The organism is Corynebacterium sp. HMSC06G04 (assembly GCF_001807365.1).
Classification (GTDB): Bacteria; Actinomycetota; Actinomycetes; order Mycobacteriales; family Mycobacteriaceae; genus Corynebacterium; species Corynebacterium simulans.
This window is the reverse complement of record NZ_KV788589.1, coordinates 40861-64731: the sequence shown is the minus strand read 5'-3', so window position 1 is coordinate 64731 and position 23871 is coordinate 40861. Positions and strand designations below refer to the sequence as shown.

The window sequence follows — 23871 nt, the reverse complement described above, 5'->3', positions numbered from 1 at the left end:
CGTCACAGTAGTTATTTACACTAGGCGGCACATGGTCAACGGCTTTGTAGTTATACGCGACAGGAGACTGCCATGAAAAAGCCCGATACTTTCAATTTTGCCCCGTTGGTCGGAGTGGCGCTAGCAAAGCCGCGTCCGCTCCAGCTCAAGATTCGCAGCCGCAAAAAGCTACCGCATCTGGAGGCGCATACCCTAGACATCGCGCCTTTCAGGGGAGCACAGTTGCAGATGACGATGAGAGAGCTCATCGACTTCGCTCCTGCCGAACATGGCATCATCATCGATGGCAAGAGCCTTTCCGCGCAAGAGGTGGATGAGCTGCGTCTCCAGGCCCGCACTCAACTCGAATCCGCGCGTCAGTGGGCCGAAGAAAAATACGGCGTTGCTCCTGCCACGCCTGTTAACAGCCAAGAGGAGCCTTACTACGGCACCATCGACGCCGACCTGCCAGAGTTCGTACTTCGTGCATGCGGCGAAATCTACGAGGTCAGTGGGGAACTGCCAGCAGGCAAGCGTGCCGAATTCTTGGATGCCCGCTATTGCAAAGACGATCCCCGTGGAGCGTGGCTCTCGCTGCACGGTAAGCCAGGACCTAACGGTTTTGTCCTCAGACCTAACTTTGCTTACCGCCCGGCATGGTCGGTACAACCTAGCCCGCAGCAGTGGGCGGCCGACATAGAGACTTTCCCGCGCACCGCGGAATGGATTCCCGATTGGCTCGTGATTCAACTCCAGGAGGCACAGTAATGACTTTCGTTGACACTATCGACTGGGCGAGCCATGACCCGGAAGCCGTATTTTTCGATGCATCGCGTGTCCGTGATACTGCCGAAAGAGTTGAGGCTCTCACGGCGATGCTTGAGTTCGGTTGGGCACCGCCAACCAAGCTGCTGCCGGAGCTGGCGGACAACCCAGAGCTCTGCGCGCAGGACGCCCCAGTCATCGAAAAGCTCATCGCTGCAGGCGCCGATCCCAACGCTGTCAATCGCTTTGGCGAAACCGTATGGGTTCATTTGGTTCACTCCGTAGCGTCGGATGAGGAGCAGTGGCCGGTGTACCAAGCGTTGCTGACTGCTGAGCCGGACCTTCAGATCAGCGCACGAAGCCTGTTCAATCCACTGCTCAACAAGCGCCACTTTGGCCTCCTAGCCTTGTTGCGCCCTTATCTTCCTGCACAATCGATCAGCGTCCCAGTCGATCCCGCGACTTTGTGAGCCTCCGCGTTGCTGCTGTCTTCGCGGCAGTTGCAGCCCTTCTTGTTCTTGTCTGGATGCTTGCCCGCACAATCGGGACACGTTTGTGGATGCCGGAGTTGGTGCTGCGTAAGCTTGCACCTATAGAACGCAACGCGTAAATGAATAAAACACGACCAACAAGGAAGTAAGCAGTGACTCGCCGGATCGTCCAAGCGCCCCAACTATCTTCATTGCACCTGGAAGTGCGGGAAGGCCTGGGGCTGGACGCGAGGGGAGTGTTTGAAAACGAGTGGTTCTCCGGCGAGTTTGAGCGCAACCTTCAAGGGATGTCACTGACTGGGTGCATGGTTGCTGATTCCTCACTCGATGGAATCGACCTTTCCTCATCCACTTTCACCGAGTGCGAGCTGACCGGCCTCGATGCGCCAGGATGGAGGATGGCGCGCACCGTGCTTCGCGACGTCGAGGTGGCTGATTCCCGCTTTGGCGCTGCAGACTTCGGTGAAGCGGACTTCTTTTCGGTGAAGTTCAGCGGGTGCAAGTTCGCCTGGACTAACCATTCTGGTGGAACATTGCGGGATGTCCTCTTTGAAGACTGCGTATTCGACGAAGTCGATTTGTCCCAGGTGCAGGCCCAACGCGTGGCCTTCCGGGGCTGCCGTGCTCGGACCCTGCGGGTGGATGCGGCGCAGATGAAAGACGTGGACTTCCGCGGCCTCGACTTCGACGCTATCTCTGGTGTGGGTTCCCTCAAAGGCGCGGTACTCACTAACGAACAGGCCGTCCACCTGGCACCTGCCATGGCGGCCTTTCTTGGGGCGATCGTCGACTAGCACACAACCCACCGCCGACCGGCACTGACCGAGTCTGACCGGCATCGAGAGTAACCGAAGCAAAACGAAGAAGGCACCCCACTCAGTGAGGTGCCTTCCTGCGTTAATACTTAAGTTTCTTAGGCGTTGACGGATTCGCGCTCTTCGGACTCCATCAAGCCGGATACGCCGTGCTCGGCTGCGTCCCACACCTCTTGGTTCTGGATGCCGGCGCGCTTGGCGACGATGGTGGCGCACAGTGCCTGGCCGGTAACGTTCACGGCGGTGCGACCCATATCGATGATTGGCTCGATTGCCAGCAGCAGACCAACGCCGGCCAAAGGCAGGCCCAGGGTGGATAGGGTCAGGGTCAACATGACGGTTGCGCCCGTGGTGCCCGCGGTAGCAGCAGAGCCGATGACGGACACGAAGATGATGAGTAGGTACTGCGTCAACGTCAAGTCAATGTTGTAGAACTGAGCGATGAAGATGGCGGCGATAGCAGGGTAGACCGAAGCGCAGCCGTCCATCTTGGTGGTAGCGCCCAGCGGGATGGCGAAGGAAGCGTATTCGCGCGGAACGCCCATTGCCTGCTCAGTGTAGCGCTCGGTCACCGGCATCACGCCCATGGAGGAACGAGTGACAAAACCCAAGGAGAACACTGGCCAGACGCGCTTGTAAAAGCCCATGACCGGAATCTTGTTGAAGGCAAGAACTGCCGGGTAAACCACGCCGATGACGATTGCCAGGCCTACGTACATCGCGAGCACGAACTTGCCCAGGGAACCCAGTGCGTCCCAGCCGTAGGTGGCCACTGCCTTACCGATGAGGGCTGCGGTGCCAACCGGCGCCAAGCGGATGATCCACCACAGGACAACCTGGATGACCTTGAGGAAGGACTCGGTAAAGCGCAGGAATGGGTCGGCTGCCTTGCCGGCCTTCACGGCGGCAATGCCCAGCGCCAGGGAGATAACCAGCAGCTGAAGGGCTCCGAAGCCCAGGGAAACCTCGCCCTCGTCGAAGGAAGCCTTCATACCAATGAAGTTCGAGGGGATGAGCTGCTGCAGGAAGGCCGTCCACGAACCGACGTGGGACGGCTCCGCTGCGCTCGCTGCATCGACAGTGGTGCCAACGCCAGGGCGCAGCACGAGGGCAACGACGATGCCGCTGATGACGGAGAAGAAGGCGGTAATTGCGAACCACACCAAGGTGGAAATCGCGAGCGAGGCGGCGTTGGCCACCTTGCGCAGGTTAGCCACGGAGGTAACAACGGCCGCGAAGATCAGCGGCGGGACCATCACCTTGAGCAGCTGGACATAAGCGCTGCCCACGCCGGTGAGGGTCTGGGTGAGCCAGGAGCCCTTCTCATCGTCGGCCGGCAGGCTAGCGTCCATTTTGGAAGCGATAAATCCCAGGATCAGGCCGATGATAAGGCCCGCGATAACCTGCGCGCCGAAGCCGGTTACCCAGCTGGGCAGTTTCCGTGATTGCGTTTGTGGTTGAGACACGAAAATTCCTTTTACTTCGAACTCGTGAGAGTTCGGCGTTGTAGACAACTTTGTATGTATTTGAACTGTCTAGTCCATCGACTATGGACTGATCGGTTCACTAATGACATCAACACTGTACGACGTTTATAAATTCCCGTGCAACTATTGTGGGCCCGGACTCATAGTTGGGGCGCCCGGGGTACGCAAGGGCGTTCCGTCGGCCTTCGGGCCGCGTGGTGGTTTGGGCTATTTGAAAGGGAAATATCCTTCCGAAAACTTGCCGGGATGAAGAGGGTGTCGGGGGAAATGGATAAATCGGAAAAATGCTTCCTGTTTTGTGATTTCGAGGCTATTCTAGAGTTTGAAAAGCGTAAAAGGGAAGGATATTTCCGATATGAATCGCATCGATGGCTGGTTGACTGAGCTCGGGACCGCACTGCGGGAAAACCGAAAGTCGTATCAATTGACTCAGGAAGAATTGGGCGAGTTGGTGGGAGTGAGCGACAGAACGGTCCGAGATGTGGAGCTGGGGACCGGAAAAGCAAGCTTTTCCACCGTGTTAGAACTGCTCAGCGCGGTGGGGCTGCGTGTTGAGGTTGTGAACGCATGACGACTAATGCGGAGGACTTTAAGAATGTTGTTAGCGCTGACGTCTATAAGTCCGGAGTGCTTGTAGGACAGCTTTCACGTACCGGCGGAGGCGTCGAATTTCGCTACCGCGATGAATACGCTGGGCCTTCTGTCTCGCTAGGGCTGCCGGATCGCGGGGAAGTCAGGGGCGAAGGGAGCGGAGCGCTTCCGCCATTCTTTTCCGGTTTGTTACCTGAGGGGCATCGATTGATCGTGTTGCAAAGAGCAGCAAAGACCTCCCTCGATGACGAACTAACACTTTTACTGGCTGTAGGTATTGATACTCCGGGAGATGTGCAGATAGTAGCGCATGGAAAGAAACTAGAGCCGTCGACAAAAGCCGAAGTGCGGAACTTTGACGAGATGGACTTCGATGAACTTATTGACCGCGTAGACCCGCATTCACTTCCGGGTGTTCAAATCAAAGCATCTGACGCAATGATTACTAATCCACTAAATAGCGCCACAGGTGGCGGGCTTTTGAAGCTGAATCCGGATGCTTACCCAGGGCTCGTAAAAAACGAATGGGCGCATTTAGATGCCATGAGGAATCTGAAAATTCCGGTTGCCCAAGCATCAATTGTTTACGATTGCAAAGGTACCCAGGGGTTATGGGTGACAAGGTTCGATCGTTACGTGGATAGTGCCGGGGAGGTTCGGCGCTTAGCGCTGGAAGATGCAGCGCAGATCGTTGGCATACCTCCAGCAGATAAATATCGAATCTCGGCAGAAGAGGTGGCTGAAGCGCTCATCGAAAAAGTGTCGTCGCCGCTTGCTGCAGCGCGCGCCATCTATATCCAGTTTCTGTATGCGTGGCTTACAGGAAACGGAGATCTGCACGCCAAAAATATTTCCCTATTGCAACGGCCTTCTGGTCAGTGGGTGGTAGCCCCCGCTTACGACGTGCCGTGCACGATACTCTATGGCGACAAGACAATGGCGCTGGCCGTGGACGGGAAGTCCAAGGGACTTAAGCGTACGCATTGGGATAGTTTTGCCGCTTTTCTGGGGCTTAACTCTGTGGTGATAGATAGGCTCAATGGAAAAGTGCTGGAGGCTGCCCAGCGGGTCGATCTATCAGCTCTAGGGGTCGCAGGTTCCCCGCTCTATGCTGCTGAGCGGGAACTGCGATTTCGCCGGGCTGCTCTAGAGCTCTGAGTTGAGTAGCGAAAGAATTACGGAATTCGCTTCGTCCACTCCTCGGTGGAGTACTTTTCGGAAACGAGACGCTCGGCCTCGGCAAGGGTGGCGTCGGAAAGCGCGGCGTCCTTGGCGCCGTAGCGAGTGGCGAACTCGCGGGCCATGGTCTCGATGATCTCCTCGCGCGCCACGCCGGTCTGGCGGCGCAGCGGGTCCACGCGCTTTTTGGCGGAGGAAAGCCCCTTCGAGGAGACCTTCACCTTGCCGATGCGAAGGACTTTCATCATCTTGTCCGCGTCGATGTTGTAGCTCATCGTGGTGTGGTGGAGCACCGCGCCCGCGCGACGCTTCTGTGCGGCACCGCCGATCTTTCCTCCATCGGAGGTGATGTCGTTGATCGGCACGTACCAGGCGTTCACACCATGCTTGGCCAGTGCAGCAAGCACCCACTGGTCGAGGTAGGCATAAGAAGCCTCGTAGGAGTAACCGGCTACCAGGGACTCAGGCGCATAGATGGAATAGGTAATGCAGTTGCCGCCTTCCATGAACATCGCGCCACCACCGGACATGCGGCGGACCGGGGTGATGCCATGCTTGTCGACGCCCTCCTGGTCCAGCTCGTTGGCATAGGACTGGTAGGAGCCGAACACGACCGCTTTGTCGTCCCACTCCCAGAAACGCAGCGTCGGACCACGTTTGCCCTCAGCTACCTCGTTGAGGATGACCTCGTCGAGCGCCACGTTCACCGGGGTAGGCAGCACGCCGGGCTGGAGGATCTCCCATTGGTGGTCCGTAAAGTCGGTGCCGCCCGACGTTGCGCGTTTGACGGCCACGGCCAGATCGTGGGTGGAAAAGCCGTGGAGGGCTACAGGATGCTCCGCCTCAATCTTGGCGAGTGCTGCATCGAGCCGCGCGGTGATCTCTTGCGTGGAATCAGAAACCTTGGAGCCCTCCAGCGTGGGGCCGAGAGCCTCGAAGGCCTCTTCCGGCTCAAGGAAGAAATCACCCGAGACCTGCACGGAGGAGATAGTGCCGTCGGTGACCTCGATGTCTACGACAAGGAGCTTGCCGCCTGGGACTTTGAGTTCGAAATGTGTTGGGTTAGCCATATCTTGGTCAACGTTGTAGGGCGGCTGATTGTTCCAGAACTGAAGGTCCTAAGTTAGGCACGCCTTTCTAGATTTAGGCAATGGGGCACACTACTTTTGACTGTATGTCTAAATTTAGTCCTCTCAACTGGCCAGTAGTGCGCCAGGTGCGTTCCAAGGACGCCTTCGGCAGGGATCTCAGCACCCAGTCGAAGAAGAGCAAAGAGCTCCACGGCAGGACCGTTGAAGCGGACCGCGTAGTGCAGTCTGTCTGTCCTTATTGTGCGGTGGGCTGTGCCCAGCGCGTTTATGTCAAGGACAACAAAGTCATTCAGGTTGAAGGCGATCCAGATTCTCCGATCTCGCGCGGCCGCCTTTGCCCGAAGGGCTCTGCCTCCGAGCAGCTTATTAATTCTGCTACGCGTCTGACTAAGATCAAGTACCGTGCGCCTTACTCCACCGAGTGGGAGTACCTCGATACCGAGACCGCCATGGACATGATTGCCGATCGCTTTGTGGCATCCCGCAAGGCGCACTGGCAGGACACCGACGAAGAGGGCCGAACCCTCAACCGCACCATGGGTATCGCCGGTCTGGGCGGTGCGACCTTGGACAACGAAGAGAACTACCTGATTAAGAAGCTGTTTACCGCCACCGGCGCGATACAGGTCGAAAATCAGGCTCGTATTTGACACTCTGCCACCGTTCCCAGTTTGGGAACTTCGTTTGGCCGTGGCGGCGCAACCCAACCGCTGCAGGATATGGCAAATGCGGACTGCATTGTCATTGAGGGTTCTAACATGGCTGAATGCCACCCAGTGGGCTTCCAGTGGGTAGTTGAGGCCAAGAAGCGCGGCGCGCGCATCATCCACGTGGATCCGCGCTATACCCGTACTTCGGCTTTCGCGAACCGCCACATCGGCATTCGCGGTGGTACTGACGTGGTGCTGCTTGGCGCCATCATCAAGTACATGCTCGACAACGAGCTTTATTTCCACGACTACGTGGTCTCGTACACCAACGCTTCCTCGATCATTTCGCCTGATTACCAGGACACCGAGGACTTGGATGGCCTGTTCTCTGGCTATGACCCAGAGACCGGCAAGTACGTTACCGACTCGTGGCAGTACGTCCGTAAGCCGGAAGGCTCCTCGTGGAACGTGGAGAAGGACGAGACTCTGCAGCACCCGAATTCGGTGTTCCAGATTCTCAAGCGGCACTACTCCCGTTACACCCCGGAGCTGGTGGAAGAGACCTGTGGTATTTCGCAGGAAGACTTCTACTACTTGGCTAATTCCATCGCGGATAACTCCAAGCCGGATCGCACCACCTGCTTTGCCTATGCCTTGGGCTTTACCCAGCACACGCTGGGCGCTCAGTTCATCCGTACCGCTGCTATCTTGCAACTGCTGATGGGCAACGTCGGCCGCCCGGGCTCCGGCATCATGGCGTTGCGTGGCCACGCTTCCATCCAAGGCTCCACGGATATCCCGACGCTGTTTAACTCGCTGCCGGGCTACCTGCCGATGCCGCACGTTAACCTGCAGAGCTGGAAGGATTACGTCAATACCTTCCGCAAGGAAGATCAGAAGGGCTTCTGGCAGATAGGCGAGAACTATGCCGTATCGCTCATGAAGTCTTATTGGGGCGATGCCGCTACGGCGGAAAACGAGTGGGGTTATAACCTCATGCCGCGCATTTCTGGTGCGCACTCGACGTATGAGACCTTGATGGCCATGCTCGAGCATGAGGTTGAGGGCTACATTGTCTTCGGTCAAAACCCAGCGGTGGCACAGTCCAACGGCGGTATGCAGCGCCGTGGTCTGGCTGCGCTGAAGTGGCTGGTCGTTCGTGACTTCCAAGAAATCGAGACCGCCAGCTTCTGGAAGGACTCGCCAGAGATTAAAAACGGCGAGTTGAAGACCGAGGAAATCGGTACCGAGGTCTTCCTCATGCCAGCAGCTACCCACGTGGAAAAGGCCGGCACCTTCACCCAGACCCAGCGCATGCTGCAGTGGCGTTTCCAGGCGGTCACCCCGCCGGGTGAGGCCACCAGTGACCTGTGGTTCTTCTACCAGCTGGGTAAGAAGATCAAGGAGCGCTTGGCCGACTCCACCGATCCGCGCGATCTTCCGGTTCAGAAGATCACCTGGGATTACACCGAAAACGAGGAAGGTGAGCCAGACTCCGAGGAGATCCTCAAGGAGATCAACGGCTACTACCTCGATGGTCCTAAGAAGGGCGAGCTACTGCCGACCTTCGTGGAGATGAAGAACGACGGCTCCACCTCCGGTGGCTGCTGGATTTACACCGGCGTGTTCAAGGATGGCATCAACCATGCCGCCAAGAAGGTACCGGGATCTGAACAAAACGAGGTCGCCCTCGAGTGGGGCTGGGTCTGGCCTGCTAACCGCCGCATCCTTTATAACCGTGCTTCTGCACGCCCAGACGGAAAACCATGGTCTGAGCGCAAGAAGTACATCTGGTGGGATGCTGCCAAGGAGGCATGGGTTGGCGACGACGTCCCAGACTTCCCAGTCAACAAGGCGCCGGATTACCGTGCGCCTATCGACGCCGTCGGCCCTGCCGCGCTCGACGGTGACGATCCATTCATCATGCAGGCGGATGGTGTCGGCTGGCTCTTCGCCCCGAAGGGACTATCGGATGGCCCGCTGCCAACGCACTATGAGCCGCATGAGTCCCCAGCGCACAACCTGCTCTACAAGCAGCAGCAATCGCCGACGCGTCTTACCATTAAGCGTCCAGATAACCTGTCGCGCCCAGAACCGGGCGAGCCAGGAGCCGAGGTCTTTCCGTTCGTGTTCTCCACCTACCGCCTGACCGAGATGTATACCTCGGGTGCGATGTCGCGCCGCCTGCCTTACCTGGCGGAGCTGCAGCCGGGCCTGTTCTGTGAGGTCTCGAAGGAGCTTGCAGAACTGCGCGGGCTGGAAAATGGCGAATGGGCAACCATCGTTTCACCGCGTGGCGTGATCGAGGCGCAGGTCTTGGTCACCGGCCGCGTGCAGAAGCTGACGATTAACGGCGAGGATTTCCACCAGATCGGTTTGCCGTATCACTACGGCGAGTCTGAAACCACGGACGTGGCTGGCGACGGCGCGAATGACCTGCTCGGTCTCACGCTTGAGCCGAACGTGTGGATTCAGAACTCCAAGATTGGTGCCTGCGATATCCGCCCGGGCCGTCGCCCACGCGGACATGCCCGCATCGAGTTGCTCAAGGAATACCAGGACAAGGCTCACCTTGACCTGGAGTCCGGTAACCAGCTTGTCGACGTCGACGATGCTTTCACGCTGAATCCCGAAGACAAGGGTGCTAATTCCAAGGACGAAAACACCGGCGCTGATGACACCGCCGGTAACGTAGCCGACTATGAAGGCAAAGAAGGGTAGGTGAGGAGAGCTCATGGCTAATTTGCTTACTGAAAAAGCCGATCAACACGGCTACGAGTCCTATAACCGCATGGCCTTCTTTACGGACACCTCGATCTGTATTGGCTGCAAAGCCTGTGAGGTGGCCTGTAAGGAATGGAACCGCAACCCGGTTGAGGGATATGCGGTCACCGGTGACTCTTATGACAACACCGGTTCGCTGGGTGCGAATACATGGCGTCACGTGGCCTTTATCGAGCAGGACAATGACCGCATCGAAAAGGCGCGCGAGGAAGGCCGTCAGCTGGTTTCTCTCGGCATGCCGGGGGTTGGCACCCAGCCCGCCGCGGTGGATACCACTCCGCCGGATACCGGCGATTTCCGCTGGCTGATGTCCTCCGACGTGTGCAAGCACTGCACCAACGCCGGTTGTTTGGACGTGTGCCCAACGGGCGCGCTGTTCCGCTCTGAGTTCGGCACCGTGGTTGTCCAGGATGACGTCTGCAATGGCTGCGGCACCTGCGTTGCCGGCTGTCCTTTCGGCGTTATCGAGCGCCGCGACGACGGTGGCGTGACGCTGAAGACCGATAAGACCGCCACCGTGGACTACCAGCACGATGATCACGCGGGCATCAACGTCTTCAAGAAGCTCGCGCAGCTCAAGCCGCAAGGCGAGGACCACACGCCGGGTGAGAAGATGCCGATTAAGAACCTCGGCGTCGCTCAGAAGTGCACCATGTGTTACGACCGCCTTAAGATCGGCGAGCAGCCAGCCTGCGCCAAGACATGTCCGACTGACTCCATTCAGTTCGGCCCGTACGAGGAGATGCTGGCCGCAGCCGAGGCGCGCGTCAAAGTTCTGCACGAGCAGGGCCTGACCGAGGCACGCCTGTACGGCGCCAACCGCGAGGACGGCGTCGGTGGCACCGGCTCTATCTTCCTTATCCTGGACTCGCCGGAGGTCTACGGTTTGCCGCCAGACCCGCGGGTTCCTACTGCGGACCTGCCGCAGATGTACAAGACCGCAGCTAAAGCTATCGGCGGCATGGCCTTGGCTGTTGCCGGTGCGTTCGTGATGGGAGGCCGCAAGTGAGCGAATTCGACGAGTACCGCCCGCCGCAACCAGCGCGCGCTAACCGCTACCGCAAGTTCGACGGCACCAAGCCAAAGAAGAAGCGCAAGCGTCCTGGTGCCGGTGCGCAGGACGGTTCCAAGGAAGAGCGCATGGCGGAGGACTTCGAGTTCTCCTCCTACTACGGCAAGCCCGTGGTCAAGGCTCCGCCATGGGAGTGGCCGATTGGCGCTTACCTGTTCCTAGGCGGCCTTTCCGGCGGCTCCGCTTTGCTGGCCGCCGGCGCATCTGCCACGAAGAATGAGCCCTTGGCGCGCAGCACCCGCATTGCTGCATTTACTGCCGCCGCTGGTGGCTCAGTATTCTTGGTCCTTGACCTTGGCCGCCCTGAGCGTTTGCTCAACATGTTCCGCGTATTCAAGGTGACCTCGCCGATGAGCGTGGGTTCGTGGATTCTGGGCTCCTTCGCCACCGCTGCGTCGTTGCCTGCATTGTATGAAGCCGACAAACTCACTAAGCAGAAGCTGCCGTTGCCGCGCTTTGCCCGCAAAGCACTGGGCGCTGCGGCTGGTCCTGCTGGTGTGGTTGCCGGTGTATTGGGCGGTCCTTTGGCGGGCTACACCGCAGTGCTATTGGGCAACACCTCGAACCCTACGTGGAACGACGCCAAGAAGCACTTGGCCTATGTCTTTGTTTCTTCGGCGTCGGCAGCCGCGTCTGGCTGCGCCATGGTGTTCACCCCAGTCGAGCATGCCGGCCCAGCCCGTGCCTTGGGCATGGCCGCCGCTGCTAGTGACTTGGCCGCGACCAAGATCATGGAAGAAAACATGGAACCAGAGACCGTGGCTCCTTTGCACAACGGCACCCCAGGCAAGTTGATGAAGGCCAGCGAGTACCTCATCGCCGCTGGTGGCGTGGGCACCGCTGTGGCAGCGGCCACGAAGTCCCGTACCCTCTCCGTGCTTTCGGGCCTTTCGCTCATGGCGGGTTCTGCCTGCACCCGTTTCGGCGTGCTCAACGCGGGTATCGAGGCGGTCAAGGATCCTGCGACCACCATCGAACCACAAAAGCGTCGCGCCGCGCGCAAGCGTGCGCAAGAAGGCCTGGCCCACTCGGTGGTCACCTCCAAGCACTAAGCCGCACTTGCTTCTCGCGCATTTGCGCGGAAACCCTCAAGCCCGCGTCTTGCCAGAATACGAAGTTCTAGCAAGCGCGGGCTTTTCTCGTGGACCCTAATGCTTTTCAATCGGTGGCCTCCGCCTATTCTCTTTCTAGACGTAAAACACACGCCGCGCCTTGGATTGTGAAAGAAGAAAAAGGATGTCCACCCCTTCTCGTAGTCTGCGCTCGTATGACAAGAAGTCTTATGACGCTTTTTATCGCACCCGCGTGGGACTCGCCCCAGGACCAGTCTTTGCCGTGTTGGGCAGCCTGTCTGGTTTGTACTTCCTCATCACCGGGACTGTTTGGGCAGTCACCGGCGAGTTCACGCGCCTTGGCGGCCACGTCGTGGAGGCCTTCGGCGCTGATATTCAGGGTTGGAAATACTATGCAGAAGTAACCAAAATGCAGGGCAATCCACTCGAGCGCACTGATGGCTGGATCGTCATTGCGATGCTGCTTGGTTCGCTTATCGCGGCCCTGGCAGCAGGGGATTTCCGGTGGCGCATTCCGCCGCTCAAGCGCCGGTGGGCACAAGCCTTGGTGGGCGGCATCGTCGCCGGATTTGGCGCGCGCTTGGCCTACGGTTGCAATCTCGCGGCGATGTTCACGGGCATTCCGCAGTTCTCGCTGCACGCGTGGATTTTCACCGTGATGACTGCGGTAGGTACCTGGGTCGGGGTGCAGGTGATCAAGCAACACTGGTGGCGTGGTCCCACGCGCCCGCGCCCGGCCCAGGCTAAGGACGCCGGTGACGCTGATGCTTTAAGACGCCGCCGTATCCGCCACCTCGTTGTTGCCATCGGGATGTGCGCGGTGATGGTCGTGGTCACCATCGTCTACTCCATGACGGGCAAGAACATGTTGGCTGCAGCCGTGGTCTTTGGCTTGGTTTTTGGAATCCTCATCCAGCGCGGTCAGATCTGCTTTACTGCGGCCTTCCGCGACTTGTGGGTGACCAAGAAGACTAAGCTCGCAGACTCGCTGATTATTGGCTTGGCCGCCGCCGTCATCGTGACCTTCTTTGTTTTACTGGGAACCGGAATGGAACCGCTGACGAAGCCGGCAGGATGGGGAACCGTGATCGGCGGCTTCCTCTTCGGGCTGGGCATCATCATGGCTGGCGCTTGCGAGACCGGCATGTTGTACCGCGCAATGGAGGGCCAGCTGGTTGCGTGGGTTGCCTTTGCCGGAAACGTCATCGGCGCAACGGTACTGGCATATGGCTGGGATCATTGGGGCGTTTACGACACCTTGGTGGCAAACTCCTGGAAGCTCAACTTCTATGAGTCCTTTAGCCCATGGCCCGCACTTGCACTGACCTTGGCTCTGCTCGTGGGGTGGTGGCTACTTCAAGCACCGCGCCGTGGCGACCGTCGTGCGCGTCTAGAATCCCAGTACAGCCGTAGCGCGTAAAGAAAACACTGCAAAAACTGAGCTCTGTTAGCAAAGGTAAGGACCTAGTGTGACCACACCTGATTTTGAAATCGACTTGTGTGGCGAGTCGTGCCCGTACCCGGTCATTCACACATTGGAGGCATTGCATGGCCTCAAGCCGGGGCAGATCCTGGAAGTAACCACTGATTGCCCGCAGGCTTATCGCAACGTGCCGGATGACGCCGCAGCAGCGGGCCACGAGCTCATCGGTGAGCCCACCCGCGAGGGCGCGCGCATGACGTTCGTGTTCCGACGGGGCGAGAAGATCCTCGGCACGCACCCCACCGCGGAAAAGTCCGGGTGGGTATCACGCCTGTTTAAGAAGAAGGCCTAGACGGTCCAGCAGGCCACGGCTGAAACCGCAGTCTTACTTGATGGTGATGAAGGTGCTGTCCTCAGAACCATCGTGAGCCACGGTGCGTCCGATGACCGGGTAGCCAGGTACCTCACCGATGAGCAGCAGACCGCCGGAAGTCTGTGCATCAGCGAGGAAGACCAGCTCTTCTTCGCTCAGGCCAGCCTCGTTGGTTAGATGTGGGCGGACCCAGTCCAGGTTGCGGCGGGAGCCACCGGGGATAAAGCCCTCGGCCAGCGCTTCCTTTGCACCCTCGACTGCAGGCACAGCGCTGAAGTCGAGCTCAGCAGCGACCCCGGAGGCGCGCATCATCTTGTAGAGGTGACCCAACAAGCCAAAGCCGGTGACGTCGGTAGCTGCAGAAATGCCAGCCTCAACTGCTGCACGGGAGGCCTCGCGGTTGAGCGTGGTCATTGAGTCCACGGCCGCTTGGGAAACCTCACCAGTGGCCTTGTGCTTGTTGTTCAAGATGCCCACGCCGATGGGTTTGGTCAGCGTGATGGGAAGGCCCGCTTCCGCAGTGTCGTTGCGCATCAGCTTCTCCGGCGCCACGATGCCCGTGGCCGCCATGCCGTAGATTGGCTCTGGCGAGGTAATTGAGTGGCCACCGGTCACGGAGATGCCAGCTTGCGTCGCGACATCCATTCCGCCGCGCAAGACCTCGCGCAGAACGTCGAGGGGGAGTACCTCACGCGGCCAACCCACCAGGTTGATGGCGGTGACTGGGGTGCCACCCATGGCGTAGACGTCAGAAAGCGCGTTCGCTGCCGCCACTCGGCCCCAGTCATAAGGGTCGTTGAGCATCGGGGTGAAAAAGTCCGCGGTGGAAATTGCCGCCAGGCCATCTTGAATCTTGACAGCCGCGGCATCGTCGCCGTCATCGAGGCCCACCAAGACGTTCGGATCGGCCTTGCCCACGAGGCCTTCGACGGCCGATTCCAACTCGCCCGGCGGGATTTTGCAGGCGCATCCGCCGCCTGCTGCAAAAGATGTCAATAATATGTCGTTCATTATCCCGAGTGTACAACTGCTGGCAATACGCTGGGACAATGGTGCTTTTGTGGATTCGCGCGGGCGCGGTGCTGGGCAGGGGGCTGGCTGAATTGGCCTAAGTGTAAACTCTTGCGATGGAGGCGTACGTGTCCTGGTGGGCGCCCCGGTCTTCAAAACCGGTGAGGCCGAGTAGCTCGGTCTGGCAGGTTCGATTCCTGTCCGTCTCCGCCAGCGTATCTGGCACCCGTGGCATCTCCCCGCAACCCAAGGAACGTTTGTGACAAGCAAGAGCGATTCGCAGCGGCAGGACGAGCGCCGCAACATCCCCCGTACCGATCAACTTTTGGCGCTGCCGGAGGCCCAAGCCGCGCGCGAGAAGCTCGCGGAACATGCAGTGCGCGCTGCTATCCGGGGCGTCGTCAAGCAGGCGCAAAGGGGAGCCATCGCGCCAGCGGATGTCACCGCCAAGGTCCGGGATGCTCTAAACAACGCAAGCCCGTATAGCCTGCGCCCGGTGCTCAACGCCACCGGGGTTATCGTGCACACGAACTTGGGCCGCGCGCCGCTTCCGGAGGTTGCCATCGCTGCGCTTGCCGATGCCGCCGCCTACACCGACGTCGAACTCGATCTTCCGGCAGGCGTGCGTTCTAAGGACCGCGGCCGCGGCGCCATCAATGCGTTGCTTGCAGCCTGCCCGGGCGCGGAAGATGCGCTCGTGGTCAACAACGGAGCTGCAGCGCTGTTGCTGGCCACCGCCGCTCTTGCCCCCGGAAAGGAAGTCATCATCTCCCGCGGCGAACTCATCGAGATCGGCGCCGGATTCCGGCTGCCGGAACTCATCGAATCCTCCGGCACAGTCCTCAAAGAGATTGGCGCCACCAACCGCACCCACCTCGCTGACTACGAGGCTGCGCTGGGTAATAACACCGGCGCGGTGCTTAAGGTACATCCTTCCAACTTTCGCATCGAGGGCTTTACCACCGCCGTGGATGTGCCGCAGCTGCGTGGGGCACTGAAGAAGCACAACAAGTCTCGCGGAGAGGGCGCGGGGCAGGTCAGCCTCATCGTCGATCTGGGATCCGGGCTGCTGGTGCCGGACCCGACCCTGCCCGAGGAGCCGAGCCTCAGCGAGCAGCTGGATGCCGGCGCGGACGTGGTCATTGCCTCTGGTGACAAGCTGCTCGGCGGGCCGCAGGCCGGCATCATCTTGGGCACCAAGAAGGCCATTGCTTTGTTGAAGAAGCACCCGCTCGCGCGTGCGGTGCGCATCGATAAGCTGCGGCTAAACGCCCTGGAAGCAGCGCTGAATGCGCCGGTGAATGCAGTCGAGGAGGCCCTGCATATTGATTCCGCCGAGTACCGCCGCCGCACCGAAGAGGTGGCGCAGGCGGTAGGCGGCGAGGTGGTTGCACACGCCGGACGTGTTGGCGGTGGTGGGGCACCTGAGTACCCGCTCGAAGGCTTTGCCGTGGCTTTGCCGGAAGAGCTCGCCGCTCTTCTGCGCGTTGGGCAGTCGGCCGTGCTGCCGCGCGTCCACCAGGGCCAGTGTCTTATCGATGTCCGCTGCATCCCTGCCTCCCAAGACGCCGCGCTCATCGCGGCCATCCGCAAAGCCCAAAAGCTACAGCCTGAGGAGTAAAAGATGTACGTCGTCGCCACCGCCGGCCACGTGGACCATGGAAAGTCCACGCTCGCGCGGACGCTTACAGGTATGGATCCGGATCGCTGGGAAGAGGAAAAGCGCCGCGGGCTCACCATCGACTTGGGTTTTGTGTGGACGCACCTGCCCTCGGGCGCCGATGTTGCCTTTGTTGATGTCCCAGGCCACGAGCGTTTCTTGGGAAATATGCTGGCCGGCCTGGGGCCTGCACCGGTGGTGCTTTTCGTCGTCGCCGCCGATGAAGGCTGGCAGGCTCAGTCCACCGATCACCGCGATGCCATTGCCGCGCTGGGAATTAGCCACGGCGTCGTGGCGCTGACCCGCTCCGACCGTGCGGATGATCAGCGTCGCCAGGAGGTGCGCGGGGAGGTAGGCAGGCAGCTCGCGGGCACCGCGCTTGCCGACGCCGCCATCATCGAGGTCTCCGCTAAGACCGGGGAGGGCATCGAGAAGCTGCGCGCTGAGCTCGACACCGTGCTGGCCGCCGCGCCTGCTCCAGATGCCGAGCAGCGCGTTCGCCTGTGGGTAGATCGCTCCTTCAGCGTGAAGGGCGCGGGCACCGTGGTCACCGGAACACTTGGGGCAGGCAGCATTGCCGTGGGCGATCGACTTGATCTGCTCAGCGGCGGGGAGCTGGTCCCAGTCGAGGTACGCGGCCTGCACAGTGAAAATACGGCGGTTGTCTCAGCCCAGCCAGTCACCCGCGTTGCGGTAAACCTGCGCGGCGTGGAGGCAGAGGCGATTAGCCGCGGCGATAGCCTGCTCAGCCCAAGCACATGGCGGGTCACGCAAGAATTCGACGTGCGCCGGGTCTCTGGCGAAAGCTTGGATGGCATTGCCCAGGAGCTCATCGCCCATACCGGCACGGCGGGCGTGGAAGCACGCGTGCGACCTCTCAGCGGCGACTTCGCGCGCATTCGACTCAGCGCCCCGCTGGCTCTTGGGCTGGGGGATCGCTTCGTGCTGCGCGGGCCCGGCGCTCGCCATGTGTTGGCCGGCGTGGAAATTGTTGACCTTGTCCCGCCCGCGCTGCGCCGGCGGGGAGCTGCAGCCCGCCGCGCGGAAGAACTCGCGCAGCTGGAAGACTACCGCAATCCGGCGCAAAGCCTGCGCCACCGCGGTTACGCGTTGCTCAGCGAGTTAGAACAGGATGGCTATGAGACCTCCGCGCCGCCTGCCGGAGTGATTGCCTTTAACAAGTGGTGGATCACCGCCGGCCAGGTGGGAAAGTGGAAGCAGGCGCTTAATGATGCGGTACAGGAACACATGGCGGCCAAGCCGCTGTCTGTCGGCCTGCCGCGCGGTGCCGCCCGTGATGTATTGGGTGTCGAAGAAGATAGCCTGCTCAACCTAGCTGTCGCCGCGGCGAAGCTGGAGTCCGCCGAAGGCGTTATTCGGCTGCCCGGCGCTGCGGTTAACTTGGGCGAGGCAGAAGCAAGCGTTGCCGAGCTGGAACGCCGGCTAAAGAGAGAGCCCTTCGCCGCGCCGGAGGCCGCGGACCTACGCGAGCTTGGTCTGGGAAACAAGGAGCTTGCCGCAGCTGAGCGCGCCGGGAGACTGCTGCGCCTAAAGGACGGCGTGGTGTTGCTGCCCGCGGCAGTCGCGGAGGCGAGAACCCGCCTGCAAGGAATCGAGCAGCCCTTTAGCACCTCGCAGGCGCGTCAGGCGCTTTGCACCACGCGCCGGGTTGCCATCCCGCTGCTAGAGCAACTGGATGCGAAGGGGATTACCCGACGCCTCGATGGCAGTCTGCGCGAGCTCGCTTAGTCGTAGTAGGCGTAAACGCCGGTGGCCGGGATGGTCTCGCCGGCCTCGCCGAAGTTGGCGAATAGGGTGGAGCCAGCAAAGAAGAGGTTCTGGGTATCGAAGAGTGGCACGGCCTTCGGGTTCTTTTCCTCGACCTCCAAGGTCTCCAGGTTGAGCTTGTAACGCTCGGTGGATTCCTCGGTCTTGCCGGTAGAAAGGTACAGTGCCTGGCCATCAGAAATAGCCGAGATGCCCTGCTCCTTGTAGTCCTCGGTCTCGAAAGGTTCAGTCATCTCCTCGTTGGAGACTTCCCCCACCTGCTCGCCGCTAGCCAGATTGATGACCTTGATGCCGGCATCTTTATCCAGCAGCGTCAGATGATTGCGCACGATGGTGCCCGTAGGGCTGGAGACGTGGGCGGGATCCTCAGGGTCGTCGAGCGGGAAGGCATCGCCAAGCATGCGCGGGCCCTGCTGCTTGTCGTAGACAAAGGTCGGGCGCGCTGCGTTGTCGGAGATTCCCACTAGGAAGTCGTTGTTGTGCAGCAAGGTATAGCCTTTGGCCTCGGGCGGCAGCTCGACATCGTCGAAGCCCGGGGAACCCGCATCCACCAAGACGGTTTCCTCGCCGCTTAGGGCATCGACAGCAACGAGCTGATATCCGGCCTCGCTGTTGCGTTCGGCGATATAAACATAGGAATCCTGAATGCGGAATTCCTCTAGGCGGCGCTGCGAGGTATTCGCCGGCGGCTCTGGCTGATTGACGGTCTTTGAGGCGGCATCAGCAAGCGAGAGGGTGAAGATTTGTGGGGCTTTGTCCTCCGGCACATCGTTTAGGGAAAACACTAGCTTTTCGCCCACCTGGGTGATGGCGAAATCACTCATCTTCTTCCCGGCAAATTCCTGCGGCAGCTCGAAAGGCTGGGTGACCAGGGGAGCGCCGTTACCGCCGTTGAAGATGTAGAGCATCGGGCCCGTGACTTCGTTCTTGTCCTGCTTATACGGCACTGTCGCCACGGTGGCAAAGGCATTGGCGCCTTCGAATTTGATGGGCGCGCACATGCCATCCCAGGACTTCATGTCGGCATCGTCGAGGCCGTAGTCCACCTCGATCTCGTGGTCCTCCAAAGTCTTGGCCTCGGCAACAGCTTGGAAGGTATCGCCTTTGAAATCCTGGCATTGCTCCATCGCTCCCGATGCGATGGATGCGCCGTGGGCGGTGGGCAGTCCGTACTTTTCGCTGCCGAGTCCTGCTGCGACCTCTGCTGGAACCATCTCCGACATCGGGCGGGCAATCGGCTCTTTCGGCTTCTTCTGGTGCAAGCCTTGGATGATGCGCGGGTTGGCGGACTCGCCCTCGCCGCAGGCAGCCAAAAAGAGGCTGCCAGCCAGCACGGTCGCGCCGATGCGCAGCAAGCGCCGGTTGTGGGAAAGCATAGGTAAGTCCTTTCGGTGGGAAAGCTGCAAGTCTACTTGCGGTGGTGTCCGCCACGCTGCCGGGAGGCCGCACGTTCAGAGCGTCGTGCGCGCACACGCGCTGACTCCGAGGAGAAGCGACCCGGCGCCGCAGCGACGGGAAGCTGCCGCCATGCTAACGCTTGTTGGCCCGGGACGTGGTTGACGAGGCTTGCGAGCTCGCTACGCGGTGCAGGCTCTGACAGCGGTTCAGGTTTGTCCGCTGGTTCCGGTTTTACTACTGCTTCCGGGGCAGGCTGTGCCGCTAGAGATACCAGGCGCGTGATTTTCTTGGCTCCGCGCGGCAGGCCGGCATGGAAGTCTGCGGCCTCGAGGCCGGTCTCCCAAGCCTGCGTGGCTACGGGCTCGACGGCAGGAGGGATGGCGGGCGCTTCGGGCGGCACGCGCAGGGCGGGGACGGCAGGGGAGAAGAACTCGGTGGCGCCCACCTCGGGCACGTCGACAGCGATACGGCCGTCGGCGCAGTAAGCACGGGCAGCGATAGCGGCATCTTGTGCAGCGCCACGTTCCAGGATCGCACCGAGGTGCGGCTGTTGTTGTGTGGTGCACACGCGGCCCAGGACGGAGCCTGGGGTAGCGGCGACAATATCGCCTTCAACCAGATGCAGCGAGACGAAGATCTGCTGGGTATTTAAGCGCGAAAGTTGAGATTCATTGAGCTGCCCGGTTGCGGTATCGATGAGGAGGCCGAGGCCACCCTGCAACAGCACGGAGCCTGCGGGTTGCTCATTGACAGGCACCATCCACGGGGCAAGACCGAGGTTAACCGCGACGTCGATAGTCGCGTCCTCAGGCACGAGCTCGACCGTAGCGTCAGTTGCGACTCTAAACCCTGATGCACGCACGCGCTGCAGGGCAGGAAACTCCGCGGTTTCCGCGGCGTCGAGATAGCCTAAGATGCCAAACTCACTGCGCACACGCCAGCCGCCGCTGAAAGCCTCGGGCTCGAGCGTGACCGCCAGCGCAAGGGGCCCTTTGTGCAAAAGCGGGAGGCTGAGCGCTACCGAGTGGACTACATGCTCGAGAACTGCGACGTGAGTGACGCCGAAGTAGCTTTTAGCTAGTGGGTACATGCTCACGTCCAACGAGGGCCTCCAAATCTTTAAAGGTTTATAGGCTTCTAGCCTACGCATTTAAAGCCTACGCACCACGGAGTGGGGGCTGGGACGCGCTAATGTTCTAGAGTCTTAAGTTATGTATACAGCGTCTTCCTTGGCGGTGGCTTTCGGTCTTACGCTCTTGGCCGGCTTATCGACGTCCATCGGCGCCGGCATCGCCGTCAGTAAACGCCATGCTGGTTCGGCTTTCATGGCTGCCGCGTTAGGCCTTTCGGCTGGCGTCATGCTTTATGTCTCTTTCATGGAGATCCTGCCTACGGGCCTCGAGCAATTGACGGAGGCCTTTGGCGGAAAGAGGGCAGGAACTTGGGCAGTGGTGCTCGCGTTCTTCGCCGGCATCGCGATAATTGCGGTTATTGACCGAATCGTTCCGGAAGAGATTAATCCGCACGAGCCTGCCACCACGGAAGAAGAAGCACGCCGCAAGCGGCTGATGAAGACGGGCGTGTTTACGGCCTGCGCCTTGGCCTTTCATAATTTTCCGGAAGGTTTTGCCACCTTCCTCGCCGGTTTGGAAGACCCACGTATCGCGATTCCGGTAGCCGTGGCGATTGCGATTCACAATATTCCGGAAGGCATCGCAGTCGCGGTGCCACTACGGGAAGCCACGGGCTCGAGAGCCAAAGCCTTCTGGTGGGCTACGGTTTCGGGGCTCGCTGAGCCAGTTGGGGCAGCGGTGGGCTTCGTTCTCCTGCTGCCGCTGATGGGGTCTGCCACGATGGGCTTTAGCTTTGCAGCCATCGCCGGCATTATGGTCTTCATCTCGCTTGATGAGCTTTTGCCCACCGCAGAGGAAACTGGTGAACACCACCACGCCATCTACGGGCTGATTGCCGGAATGGCAGTGATGGCGCTGTCGCTGCTTATGTTCCTGTAATCGAGTAGCTGAGAAAACCTGGAGGGGTTCTCGACTACTTACCGAGAGCCTTCTTGACACCTGTGACGATGCCCACGACGATGGTGCCCAGGACAAGGCCGAAGGCCATGGAACAGACGGTATCTACGGTCCAGGCCAGCGCGCCGTTGGAGATGGGTTCGGTTAGGTGATGGATAAAACCGTGCGGCTGGTTGATGCCGAACTCGTGCAGACCCTTGATAACGATGTGGCCACCTACCCACAGCATTGCCGCCGTGCCGATGACGGAGATGATGTCGAGAACTACCGGCATGCCCTTGACCAAGGCGTTGCCGACGGCCGACTTTCCTTCGTTGCGCTCCAGCAGTTTAATGCCAAGGTCGTCCATCTTGATCAGCACGCCGACAGCGCCATAGACCGCCAAAGTGATAGCGACGGCGACGATGAGCAGCGCGCCTAGGCGCATCCAGAAGCTTTGGTCAATGACTTCGTTGAGCGAGATCACCATGATCTCAGCGGACAAGATAAGGTCCGTGGTAACGGCAGACTTAACCAACTTGTCTTCGGCGTCTGGATCCTTTGCGTCCGCCTGTTCTTCTTTTTCTTCTTCTGCGCCATGCGCTGCGAAGTGGTGGAAGATCTTCTCTGCGCCTTCAAAGCACAGATAAGTACCGCCGCACATGAGAATGGGGGTCAGCGCCCACGGCGCAATCCAAGACAACAGCAGTGCGATCGGCAAGATGATGACGATCTTGTTGATGAGCGAGCCCTTGGTGATGCGCCAAATGATAGGCAGCTCGCGGGCTGGGGTAACGCCGGAGACATACTGTGGGGTAACGGCGGCATCGTCGACCACGACGCCCGCCGCCTTTACCGAGGTCTTGCCAGCTAAGGCAGCGACGTCGTCGGCGCTGGAGGCTGCCGCGCGAGCGATTACCGCGACGTCGTCAAGCAGTGCAAAAAGTCCACCGGCCATGGGGAATAAGCATCCTTAATATGAAGGGGTAAGTAACCCTAGATATCTTACGCAACTACTCCGCAGGCGTCAGATTGACAGAGTCAGCCCAAGAAAGCTCGATGCCGAGGGCGCGCAGCCAAGCCATGGAATCGTCGCCGTATCGGGTAATGCCTTCGACCGCGATGAGGGTACGGTCCATAGCGCGCTCTGCCTCTTCTGCCGAGATAAAACCCGCGGAGGTGGCTGCGGCCAGTTCGTCGATGTCGAGAACCTCGATTGGCTCGCCTGTGTTGGAGACCAGATCGACGTAAAGGTCACGGGTAGTCCAGACTCCATCCTTGTTATCGATGTCAGCGATATCGAAGTAGAAGTCCTGGTGTGCCTCAACCCCTTCCCGGAAGTGGAAGATATTCGCACGCAGGCCCAGTTCAGGCAGCAACCAAGATTCGAGGTAGCCAAAGCGCGGATGATTAGCACCGCGGGCCATGTAAAGACCAAATTCGGTTTCTTTGTAGGTGTCGACCTCGCGCAAGAAACCCTTTGGATCGACGTTGATGTTTTCCGCTGTATTAAAGGTTTCTTGCTTGACAGGGTGTAGATCGACGTTCATTAATTAACCTCAAGGAAGGCGGCAGTTGGCGGGAATGCGCACGCGGAATCTTGGGTGTTGACGGAACCGGACAAGATGGCCACGACGGTGCCCTTGCCCGTGGTGGCGCGGCCTGAGACGGTGGTGGGGCCGTCGGCGTTGATGCCGTTGTTGAAAAGCGGGGTAACGCCGGACTGGAAAGTGTCCAGGTTGAACCACTGGACCTTCATGTTGCCCTGCTCCTTAGCTGCAGGGGAAGTGCCCAGTGCCGTGAAGAGGAAGACTGTCTCACCTGGACCTGCACCCGGTGCTGGCATCTTGGTAGGGCCCGGGACAGCGATGGCAGAACCCATGGAATCGCCCTGGCCCCCGATGCATTTTGCGGAGACGGTAGGCCAGTAGAACTGGCGGAATGCCGGGCTTTGGCCCTCTGGCAATTCCACGCCTGGATCGCCTCCCTGGCCCATGCTGAAAGCAAGTCCGGAGAGGATGGCGCTGCGAATGTCGTTAGGAATCCATGGCTGTGCGGCGAATTCGCGGATACGATTCTGGGTTGCCTCATTGGGACGTCCCAGCGAATCCAGCGGGGAGTGCGACATTGCCTGTGCCTCCAGCGCGGCCAGGTCCGGGGCGTCTGCCTGGGCCGGTGCGATAAGGGGAGTGGCTAGACCGATGAGCGCCGCGGTAGCGGCAGCAATCATGC

At 60.0% G+C, this 23871-nt stretch carries 21 protein-coding genes and 1 tRNA gene; 14 read left to right on the top strand and 8 right to left on the bottom strand.

The genetic code is table 11. The annotated features are described in order from the left end of the window. Positions 1 to 72 precede the first annotated feature (72 nt). The 3 genes from HMPREF3158_RS00305 (at position 73) to HMPREF3158_RS00295 (ending at position 2029) form a co-directional block, all read left to right on the top strand. Complete coding sequence (locus tag HMPREF3158_RS00305) at positions 73 to 747, top strand: hypothetical protein (RefSeq protein WP_070433441.1); 675 nt, start codon at positions 73 to 75, stop codon at positions 745 to 747. Beyond that, positions 747 to 1214: a hypothetical protein gene (locus HMPREF3158_RS00300; protein WP_070496827.1), complete on the top strand. Its 468-nt coding sequence runs from the start codon at positions 747 to 749 to the stop codon at positions 1212 to 1214. Before HMPREF3158_RS00305 ends, HMPREF3158_RS00300 begins: the two co-directional genes overlap by 1 nt. A 173-nt stretch (positions 1215 to 1387) precedes the next feature. Continuing rightward, positions 1388 to 2029, top strand: coding sequence for a pentapeptide repeat-containing protein (locus tag HMPREF3158_RS00295; RefSeq protein ID WP_070496826.1), 642 nt, complete (start codon positions 1388 to 1390; stop codon positions 2027 to 2029). Between the two features lie 119 nt (positions 2030 to 2148). Here HMPREF3158_RS00295 and HMPREF3158_RS00290 read toward each other — a convergent pair whose 3' ends face one another. Beyond that, positions 2149 to 3516: a dicarboxylate/amino acid:cation symporter gene (locus HMPREF3158_RS00290; protein WP_070496823.1), complete on the bottom strand. Its 1368-nt coding sequence runs from the start codon at positions 3514 to 3516 to the stop codon at positions 2149 to 2151. A gap of 376 nt (positions 3517 to 3892) precedes the next feature. On the opposite strand from HMPREF3158_RS00290, the gene HMPREF3158_RS00285 reads away from it, so the two are divergent. Both HMPREF3158_RS00285 and HMPREF3158_RS00280 read left to right on the top strand, forming a co-directional pair. Further along, a complete protein-coding gene (locus HMPREF3158_RS00285; protein ID WP_062035493.1) occupies positions 3893 to 4108 on the top strand; it encodes a helix-turn-helix domain-containing protein in 216 nt (71 codons plus the stop codon). Next, positions 4105 to 5286 carry a type II toxin-antitoxin system HipA family toxin gene (locus HMPREF3158_RS00280; protein WP_070496820.1) on the top strand — a complete coding sequence of 394 codons (1182 nt, stop codon included), beginning with the start codon at positions 4105 to 4107 and terminating at the stop codon, positions 5284 to 5286. The genes HMPREF3158_RS00285 and HMPREF3158_RS00280 overlap by 4 nt, the downstream gene beginning before the upstream one ends. Before the next feature lie 17 nt (positions 5287 to 5303). Here HMPREF3158_RS00280 and HMPREF3158_RS00275 read toward each other — a convergent pair whose 3' ends face one another. Continuing rightward, the gene (locus HMPREF3158_RS00275) at positions 5304 to 6377 is read right to left on the bottom strand and encodes a lipoate-protein ligase small subunit (protein ID WP_070496819.1); all 1074 of its coding nucleotides are present in this window, start codon (positions 6375 to 6377) and stop codon (positions 5304 to 5306) included. Between the two features lie 104 nt (positions 6378 to 6481). Here HMPREF3158_RS00275 and fdnG point away from each other — a divergent pair, with 104 nt between their 5' ends. The 5 genes from fdnG to yedF all read left to right on the top strand — a co-directional run bounded on the left by fdnG (position 6482) and on the right by yedF (position 13752). Beyond that, positions 6482 to 9769: a formate dehydrogenase-N subunit alpha gene (gene fdnG / locus HMPREF3158_RS00265; RefSeq protein ID WP_246816150.1), complete on the top strand. Its 3288-nt coding sequence runs from the start codon at positions 6482 to 6484 to the stop codon at positions 9767 to 9769. Positions 9770 to 9782: 13 nt separating this feature from the next. Then, positions 9783 to 10841: a 4Fe-4S dicluster domain-containing protein gene (locus HMPREF3158_RS00260; RefSeq protein ID WP_005531846.1), complete on the top strand. Its 1059-nt coding sequence runs from the start codon at positions 9783 to 9785 to the stop codon at positions 10839 to 10841. Beyond that, positions 10838 to 11956 carry an NrfD/PsrC family molybdoenzyme membrane anchor subunit gene (gene nrfD / locus HMPREF3158_RS00255; protein ID WP_062035488.1) on the top strand — a complete coding sequence of 373 codons (1119 nt, stop codon included), beginning with the start codon at positions 10838 to 10840 and terminating at the stop codon, positions 11954 to 11956. The genes HMPREF3158_RS00260 and nrfD overlap by 4 nt, the downstream gene beginning before the upstream one ends. A 184-nt stretch (positions 11957 to 12140) precedes the next feature. Then, complete coding sequence (gene yedE / locus HMPREF3158_RS00250; protein ID WP_062035487.1) at positions 12141 to 13397, top strand: selenium metabolism membrane protein YedE/FdhT; 1257 nt, start codon at positions 12141 to 12143, stop codon at positions 13395 to 13397. A gap of 49 nt (positions 13398 to 13446) precedes the next feature. Beyond that, entirely contained in the window at positions 13447 to 13752 is a 306-nt protein-coding gene (gene yedF / locus HMPREF3158_RS00245; RefSeq protein WP_070496814.1) for a sulfurtransferase-like selenium metabolism protein YedF, read from the top strand. Positions 13753 to 13785: 33 nt separating this feature from the next. On the opposite strand, the gene selD is transcribed toward yedF, so the two are convergent. Next, positions 13786 to 14784: a selenide, water dikinase SelD gene (gene selD, locus HMPREF3158_RS00240; protein ID WP_070496810.1), complete on the bottom strand. Its 999-nt coding sequence runs from the start codon at positions 14782 to 14784 to the stop codon at positions 13786 to 13788. A 118-nt stretch (positions 14785 to 14902) separates the two neighbouring features. Here selD and HMPREF3158_RS00235 point away from each other — a divergent pair. From HMPREF3158_RS00235 to selB, 3 genes are all read left to right on the top strand, one after another. Continuing rightward, positions 14903 to 14997: transfer RNA gene (locus HMPREF3158_RS00235), tRNA-Sec, on the top strand. A gap of 46 nt (positions 14998 to 15043) precedes the next feature. After that, entirely contained in the window at positions 15044 to 16405 is a 1362-nt protein-coding gene (selA, locus tag HMPREF3158_RS00230; RefSeq protein ID WP_070496807.1) for an L-seryl-tRNA(Sec) selenium transferase, read from the top strand. 3 nt (positions 16406 to 16408) lie between these two features. Continuing rightward, positions 16409 to 18193, top strand: coding sequence for a selenocysteine-specific translation elongation factor (gene selB, locus HMPREF3158_RS00225; RefSeq protein WP_070496805.1), 1785 nt, complete (start codon positions 16409 to 16411; stop codon positions 18191 to 18193). Here selB and HMPREF3158_RS00220 read toward each other — a convergent pair. After that, entirely contained in the window at positions 18190 to 19608 is a 1419-nt protein-coding gene (locus tag HMPREF3158_RS00220; RefSeq protein WP_070496803.1) for a hypothetical protein, read from the bottom strand. The genes selB and HMPREF3158_RS00220 overlap by 4 nt on opposite strands. A 32-nt stretch (positions 19609 to 19640) precedes the next feature. Beyond that, the gene (locus HMPREF3158_RS00215; protein ID WP_246816149.1) at positions 19641 to 20720 is read right to left on the bottom strand and encodes a hypothetical protein; all 1080 of its coding nucleotides are present in this window, start codon (positions 20718 to 20720) and stop codon (positions 19641 to 19643) included. 121 nt (positions 20721 to 20841) lie between these two features. Between HMPREF3158_RS00215 and zupT the strand changes: the two genes are divergently transcribed. Continuing rightward, entirely contained in the window at positions 20842 to 21642 is an 801-nt protein-coding gene (gene zupT / locus HMPREF3158_RS00210) for a zinc transporter ZupT (protein WP_062035481.1), read from the top strand. 34 nt (positions 21643 to 21676) lie between these two features. Here zupT and HMPREF3158_RS00205 read toward each other — a convergent pair whose 3' ends face one another. The 3 genes from HMPREF3158_RS00205 to HMPREF3158_RS00195 are packed head-to-tail and all read right to left on the bottom strand — an operon-like array spanning position 21677 to position 23869. Further along, positions 21677 to 22597, bottom strand: coding sequence for a DUF808 domain-containing protein (locus tag HMPREF3158_RS00205; protein WP_062035479.1), 921 nt, complete (start codon positions 22595 to 22597; stop codon positions 21677 to 21679). A gap of 55 nt (positions 22598 to 22652) precedes the next feature. Further along, complete coding sequence (locus HMPREF3158_RS00200) at positions 22653 to 23189, bottom strand: ribonuclease FAU-1 family protein (RefSeq protein WP_070496797.1); 537 nt, start codon at positions 23187 to 23189, stop codon at positions 22653 to 22655. Beyond that, entirely contained in the window at positions 23189 to 23869 is a 681-nt protein-coding gene (locus HMPREF3158_RS00195; protein WP_070496954.1) for an Rv1157c family protein, read from the bottom strand. Before HMPREF3158_RS00195 ends, HMPREF3158_RS00200 begins: the two co-directional genes overlap by 1 nt. Positions 23870 to 23871: the final 2 nt, after the last annotated feature.